Consider the following 4,691-nt stretch of genomic DNA (forward strand, 5'->3'; position numbering starts at 1 on the left):
CGGCACGGCGGCCGACTGCTGATCGAGCGGGCCGCGCCGCCGCGCGCCATCGCCGCCGCGCCGTCTTCCGCCGCGCCTCCCGCCACGGCCGAGGTCGATGCGGTGATGGTCACCGCCCTGCGTCGGTCCATGCCCGAGCAGAGCACGCCGCTGTCGATGCGGGTGATCGGCGGCGAGGCCCTGAACGCCACCGGCGCGGTGACCTTCGAGCGGGTCGCCCAGCGCCTGCCGGGCCTGACCCTGACCAGCACGGGCGTTGGCCGCATGCGCATGACCCTGCGCGGCGTCTACGGCTCGGGCGAGGCGACGACGGCCCTCTATTACAACGACGTGCCGGTTTCCGGACCCAGCGGCACCACCGCCGATCCCGGCGGCTCGTTTCCCGACCTGCTGCTGGTCGACATCGACCGGCTGGAGGTGCTGCGCGGGCCGCAGGGCACGCTCTACGGCTCCAGCGCCATGGGCGGGGCGGTGAAGGTGGCCTTCAACCGCGCCGACCTGTCTCGAGACCAGGCGGGCCTCGAGCTGGAGGGCGGCGTCGTCGGCGGCCGGGCCGGCGGGGCGGCGACCGCCGTGGCCAACAAGACCTTCGCCGACGACCGCGCCGCCGTGCGCCTGACGGCCTATCGCCGCGACGAGGCCGCCTTCGCCGACAACGCCCGCCTGGGCCTGACCGGCGTCAACGCCGGCCGCACCATCGGCGCGCGCCTGGCCGCCGCCTGGCGTCCGCGCGACGAGATGCGCATCGACCTGCTGCTGGCCGCCCAGGATTCCAAGCTGAGCGACACCGGGGCCGGCGCGCCGGGCGAGCCCTCGCACGTCTCGCGCAACTTCGTCCGCACCCCGTTCGACAGCCAGGTGTGGTTCGGCGCCCTGTCGTTCGAGAGCCGCCTGCCGGGGGTGCGCTTCTCGGCCTCCCTGGCCCGTTACGAATGGCGCAACATCCGCCAGATCGACTACACCGGCACCCTGCAGTCCGAGCGCGGCAGCGCCGCCGGCTGCGCCCGCTGGCTCGCGCTCGGCGCCAGCCTCGCCTGCGACGCAGGCCAGATGGGCGCCTACGCCTCCTACGTCGACAGCCGCACGCCGGGCCTGCTGTACCAGCCCATCGACCTCGTCGCCGACGTGCGCGAGGCGCGCCTGACCTCCGACTACGAGGGGGCGCTGCAATGGACGGTCGGCCTGTTCTCCGAGACCCGCCGCGACAGCATCGACAGCCAGGTGCGCGTCGCCGATCCCGTCACCGGCCTGCCGGTCGACGCCGCCGGCTACACCGGCCGCCGCATCGTCGACACTCGCCTCGATCAGGTCGCCGCCTATGGCGAGGCGACCCTGGCGGTGGACGACCGGACCGACGTCACCCTCGGCGCCCGCCGCTTCGCCTACGACAAGAAGACCGTCGGCCGGGTGCTGGTGGTCAACGTCATCTCAGACACCTCCGGCGGCAATTTCCGCAACCGGGTCGAGGAGGACGGCTGGAGCATGAAGGCCGTGGCCTCGCGCCGCTTCACGCCCCGGCTGATGGGCTACGCCCAGATCTCGCAGGGCTTCCGCCCCGGCGGCGTCAACACCGCCCCCGGCCTGCCGGCCGAGCTTCAGGCCTACGGGTCCGACATGCTGTGGAACCGCGAACTGGGCCTCAAGTCGCGCTGGGCCGGCGGGCGTCTGTCGGCGAACCTGGCGCTCTACAGCATCGACTGGCGCGACATGCAGTATTCGGCGACCAGCGCCAACGGGGCCTTCGCCTTCGTCACCAACCTGGGCCGCGCCCGCATCGACGGCGCCGAGTTCGACATGGTCTGGAGCCGCGGCGTCTCGAAGCTCGGCTTCAACCTCGCCGCCACCGACGCCGTGCTGACCCAGGACCAGACCACCGGCGCCATGGCCGGCCTGGGCCGCGAGGGCGACCATCTGCCGGCCGTGCCGCGCCAGGCCTTCACCGTCTGGGGCGAGACCCGCCGCGAGCTGCCGGGCGGAGCGGCGCTGATCCTCAACGGCTCGGCCGCCTATGTCGGCCAGTCGCGCTCGACCTTCGAGTCCGTCAGCCCCGGCTCGGGCCGCGACCTGGGCGGCGTCACCCTGCTGGACGGCCGGGTGGCGATCGAGCAGGGGCGGGGGTCGGTGGGCCTGTTCGTCGAGAACCTGCTCGACTCCGACGCTCCGCTGTTCATCACCACCGGCCGCCTGCCGCAGTCGTTTTCGCCCCAGCCGCGCCGGGTGGGGCTGAGTCTTCGTTTCGCCTACTGAGCGATGTTTTCGCCTGTTGAGCGAGTTCGTGTTAACCTTCCCGCACGCGCCCGTCAGAGGCGTGGTTATCGTCGAGAGCGTGGCAGCCGAAAGTGTAAGCGGTTTCGGCGCCCGCCACGCTCCCAAAAAGGGAGGTTCAACATGGCCCACGCCATGCGTGTTTCCGTGCGTCCCGTGTTCTTCAAGACCTGTGACGTCAACAAGCCGGAGTCGCCCGAGCTCCGGCACGCCGGGCCCTGCATCCAGTGGGACAGGGTCGGCATCATCGCCATGGTGCTGGTGTTCGGCGCCGGCCTGGCGACCTGGGCCTACGCAGCGCTCTGATACTCGCCGCCGATCGCCGATTTCCCAGGTGACGGCGGTGGTCTCGTCGCGCCATGCTCTCTTCCTTTCGACGCAAGCTTGGGGGAGCGCATGGCGGACGAGACGAGCAATCTCTGGAACGACGACCTGGCGCCGACCACGGCGGCCCAGCGAACCTGGCGTGCCCGCCACTTCGCGGCCCTGTGGCTGGGCATGGTCATCGCCGTGCCCGCCTACATGCTGGCCGCCGGCCTGGTGGAGCAGGGGATGTCGGCGGTCCAGGCCGTCTGGGCGGTGCTGCTGGGCAACCTGATCGTCCTGGTCCCCATGCTGCTGATCGGCCACGCCGGCGCCAAGCACGGCGTGCCCTACGCCGTGCTGGCCCGGGCCTCGTTCGGTTGGCGCGGCGCGCGGCTGCCCGCGCTGGCCCGCGCCATCGTCGCCTGCGGCTGGTACGGCATCCAGACCTGGATCGGCGGCGGCGCGCTCCTGACCCTGCTCGGCGTCATGGTCGGGGCCAAGCTGGACGGTCCGATGATCCCGCTGCTGGGCATCGGCGTCGGCCAGCTCCTGGCCTTCCTGGCCTTCTGGCTGATCCAGCTGGCCTTCGTCACCAAGGGGCTGGAGACCGTCCGCAAGCTCGAGACCTGGACCGCGCCGGTCAAGGTGATCGTCTGCGTGGCCCTGGTCTGGTGGGCGCTGTCGAAAGCCGGCGGCCTGGGACCCATACTGCACGAGCCCTCGGCCTATGACGCCGGCGGCGCCAAGGCCGGCCGCTTCTGGGCCGACTTCGGCCCGGCCGTCACCGCCATGACCGGCTATTGGGCGACGCTCGCCCTCAACATCCCCGACTTCACCCGCTTCGCCCGCACCCAGAAGGACCAGATCGTCGGCCAGGCCCTCGGCCTTCCCGGCCCCATGGCCCTGCTGGCGGCGATGAGCGTCGTCGTCACCTCGGCCACGGTGCTGATCTTCGGCAAGGCGATCTGGGACCCGGTGGCCCTGTCGGGCGACATCGGCGGGATTGCGGTGCTGGTCGGCCTGGTGGTGATCAGCCTCGACACCGTCTCGTGCAACATCGCCGCCAACCTGGTCGGCCCGGCCTACGACTTCGCCGCCCTCTGGCCGCGCCGCATCACCTACCGCATCGGCGGCTACATCACCGCCGTCATCGGCGTGCTGATCATGCCCTGGAAGCTCCTGGAGAGCACGGCGGGCTACATCTTCGTCTGGCTCACCGGCTACGGCGCGCTGTTGGGACCGATCGCCGGCATACTGATCGTCGACTACTGGCTGCTGCGCCGCACGGTGCTGGACGCGCCCGGCCTCTATGACCGCACGGGGCCCTACACCTACCGCAACGGCTGGAACCCGGCGGCCCTGATCGCCTTCGCCGTCGGGGTGGCGCCCAACCTGCCGGGCTTCCTGCACGCGGCCGCCCCGCACGCCTTCGCGGGCGTCGGCGCGCCGTGGACGCTCATCTACCAGTACGCCTGGTTCGTCGGGGCGGGTCTGGCCGGCGCGCTTTACTGGGGCCTGATGGCGAGAAAAACACCCGGGTAATATTGACTCCACAATTCGTCCGGGTAAAAAGCCGTCAAATCGAGGAGACGGCGATGAACTCGCGCAAGGCGCTGCTGCGCGCCTACAAGGAAGAAAAGCCCACGCCCGGCGTCTACGCCGTGCGCTGCGGGCGCACCGGCCAGGTCTTCGTCGGCGGAACCGAGAACGTCGCCACCCGCCAGAACGGCGTCTGGTTCTCCCTGCGCCTCGGCTCGCACCCCAACGCCCGCCTGCAGGGCGCCTGGAACGCTCATGGCGAAACGGCTTTCGCCTTCGAGGTGCTGGAGACGATCGACGATGCGGGTCTGGAGCCGAAGGGCAGGGCGCTGCGCCTGGCCGATCGCCGCAAGCACTGGCGCCAAGCCCTGAACGCGGTAGACCTCGTCCGATGACCTACGCCCTGTTCGAGACCGGCGCCCGCCTCGCCGCCGGCGACCAGCTGACCGTCGCCCTGGCCGCCCAGGCGGTGTTCGCAAGGCGTCCCGACGCCCCGCTGCTGATCTTCGATCCCGACGGCCGGCAGGTGGACTTCGACCTGCGCGGAAGCCCCGAGGATCTCGCCGCCCGCCTGGCGCCGG

At 71.4% G+C, this 4,691-nt stretch carries 5 protein-coding genes; all 5 read left to right on the top strand.

The window, feature by feature from the left end:
* A partial coding sequence (locus DMC18_RS23120; protein WP_110133350.1) for a TonB-dependent receptor occupies window positions 1-2,247 on the top strand: 2,247 nt, incomplete at its 5' end.
* A gap of 153 nt (window positions 2,248-2,400) precedes the next feature.
* Window positions 2,401-2,571, top strand: a complete 171-nt coding sequence (locus tag DMC18_RS23125; RefSeq protein ID WP_233245147.1) for a hypothetical protein — start codon at window positions 2,401-2,403, stop codon at window positions 2,569-2,571.
* Between the two features lie 90 nt (window positions 2,572-2,661).
* Entirely contained in the window at window positions 2,662-4,113 is a 1,452-nt protein-coding gene (locus tag DMC18_RS23130) for an NCS1 family nucleobase:cation symporter-1 (RefSeq protein ID WP_110118069.1), read from the top strand.
* Window positions 4,114-4,166: 53 nt separating this feature from the next.
* The gene (locus DMC18_RS23135) at window positions 4,167-4,505 is read left to right on the top strand and encodes a GIY-YIG nuclease family protein (RefSeq protein ID WP_110118068.1); all 339 of its coding nucleotides are present in this window, start codon (window positions 4,167-4,169) and stop codon (window positions 4,503-4,505) included.
* Window positions 4,502-4,691: DUF2239 family protein (locus tag DMC18_RS23140; RefSeq protein WP_146218186.1), on the top strand; the 190-nt coding region annotated here is incomplete at its 3' end. The genes DMC18_RS23135 and DMC18_RS23140, both read left to right, overlap by 4 nt.

Origin of the sequence: Caulobacter sp. D5 (assembly GCF_003185805.1) — a bacterium.
Classification (GTDB): domain Bacteria; phylum Pseudomonadota; class Alphaproteobacteria; order Caulobacterales; family Caulobacteraceae; genus Caulobacter.

Bases quoted from the DNA above. Each gene is read 5' to 3' on its own strand.
- DMC18_RS23125 (WP_233245147.1), top strand. From the start codon at position 2,401: ATGCGTGTTTCCGTGCGTCCCGTGTTCTTCAAGACCTGTGACGTCAAC.
- DMC18_RS23130 (WP_110118069.1), top strand. From the start codon at position 2,662: ATGGCGGACGAGACGAGCAATCTCTGGAACGACGACCTGGCGCCGACC.
- DMC18_RS23135 (WP_110118068.1), top strand. From the start codon at position 4,167: ATGAACTCGCGCAAGGCGCTGCTGCGCGCCTACAAGGAAGAAAAGCCC.